This window comes from Stenotrophomonas sp. HMWF023, from assembly GCF_003060985.1.
Lineage (GTDB): Bacteria > Pseudomonadota > Gammaproteobacteria > Xanthomonadales > Xanthomonadaceae > Stenotrophomonas > Stenotrophomonas lactitubi.
This window is the reverse complement of sequence record NZ_QAIJ01000035.1, coordinates 1-1,775: the sequence shown is the minus strand read 5'-3', so window position 1 is coordinate 1,775 and position 1,775 is coordinate 1. Positions and strand designations below refer to the sequence as shown.

General features: G+C 68.7%; 2 protein-coding genes. One reads left to right on the top strand and one right to left on the bottom strand.

Annotation, left to right across the window (positions count from 1 at the left end):
- On the top strand, positions 1–1,441 hold a 1,441-nt coding region (locus DBR20_RS01500; RefSeq protein ID WP_258223087.1), incomplete at its 5' end, for a biotin/lipoyl-containing protein.
- A 24-nt stretch (positions 1,442–1,465) separates the two neighbouring features.
- On the opposite strand, the gene DBR20_RS01495 is transcribed toward DBR20_RS01500, so the two are convergent.
- A partial coding sequence (locus DBR20_RS01495) for a nitroreductase family protein (RefSeq protein WP_181392990.1) occupies positions 1,466–1,775 on the bottom strand: 310 nt, incomplete at its 5' end.

Here is a 1,775-nt window from a genome sequence, read left to right as displayed (position 1 = left end):
GGCCAGCTGCCAGCGCGAGGCGGCCTCGGCGTTCGGCAACGACCACGTGCTGGTCGAGAAGTATGTCGAGCGCCCCCGCCATATCGAAATCCAGGTGTTCGGCGGCGGCCATGGCGAGGCGGTGTATCTGTTCGAGCGCGACTGCTCGGTGCAGCGCCGCCACCAGAAGGTGCTGGAAGAAGCGCCCGCCCCAGGAATGAGCGCCGACCGGCGCGCAGCGATGGGCAAGGCCGCCGTCGATGCCGCGCGCGCGGTGGGCTACGTCGGTGCGGGCACGGTGGAGTTCATCGCCGGCCCGGACGGCGATTTCTACTTCATGGAAATGAACACCCGCCTGCAGGTCGAACACCCGGTCACCGAATTCATCACCGGCACCGACCTGGTGGAATGGCAGCTGCGCGTGGCCGCCGGCCAGCCGCTGCCCAAGCGCCAGGACGAACTGACCATCCACGGCCATGCGCTCGAAGCGCGCTTGTACGCCGAAGATGCCGACCGTGGCTTCCTGCCGTCCACCGGCACCCTGCGCCGCCTGCGCCTACCGACCCCGTCGGCGAACGTGCGGGTGGATACGGGTGTAGAGGAAGGCGACAGCATCACCCCGTACTACGACCCGATGATCGCCAAGCTGATCGTCTGGGACGTGGACCGCGACGCCGCGCTGCGGCGCATGAGCCAAGCCCTGGCCGACTGCCAGGTGGTGGGCGTGACCACCAATGCCGGCTTCCTGCGCCGCCTGCTGCACACCGATTCGTTCGCCAACGCAAAGCTGGATACCGCGCTGATCGAGCGTGAGCACGCCGCACTGGCGATGACCGGTGACGGTGAGCAGGCGCTGTGGGAACTGGCAGCGATCGCCGCGGTAGCAAGCACACCAGCCGCTGCCGCCGATGTGCGCGACCCGCATTCGCCGTGGCAGGCACAGGATGGCTGGCGGTTGGGCGCGCCTGCCGCGCGTGTGGTGCCGCTGCAGCAGGGAGAGCGGGCGCACACGCTGAAGGTGTGGGTCACGGCCGATGGCTGGCGTGTGCAGTGCGATGACGCCGCACCGAAGCAGGTCGTCGGCCGTGCCGATGACCACACCTTGTCGGTGCAGCTGGACGAGCGTCGCTGGCGTTTGCAGCTGCAGCGCGATGGCGACCAGCTGTACCTGTTCGGCGCTGATGGCCAGCGCCGCTTCACCCTGCACGACCCGGTGGGCGAATCGGAACAGGCCAGCGCCGACGCCGGCAGCCTGCTGGCACCGATGCCCGGCAAGATCGTGGCGACACTGGTGGCGGCAGGCACGCAGGTGAAGCGCGGCACGCCGCTGGTGGTGCTGGAAGCGATGAAGATGGAGCACACCCTGCAGGCACCGGCCGATGGCACGGTGAAGGGTTATCGCGCCAAGGCGGGTGACCAGGTGGGTGATGGTGCCGTGCTGGTGGATTTCGAAGCGGTGTGATGCCGTCCGGTCACGCGTTGTCGATCAACGCGTGACCGGCCACACCTGGCCAAGCGGGTCCAGTTCGGCCGTCACCCGCTCCGCTGCACGCCAGCCAACGCCACACACCGCCAGTACGCCCTCGGCCATCGGCTGCAGGCCCAGCGCCCGCTCGGCCTCGGCCTCGTTGATCGCCGCAGTGACGAATGCGCCCAGCCCCTGCGCGGTTGCCGCGCTGTAGATCGCCTGCGATACGTGGCCAGCATCCAGAGTGAGCGCGCGATAGGCCTTGGCATGGCCACGGTACTTCCAGAACATGCGCTCGAAGCGGCACACCAGGATCAGCTGCACCGGG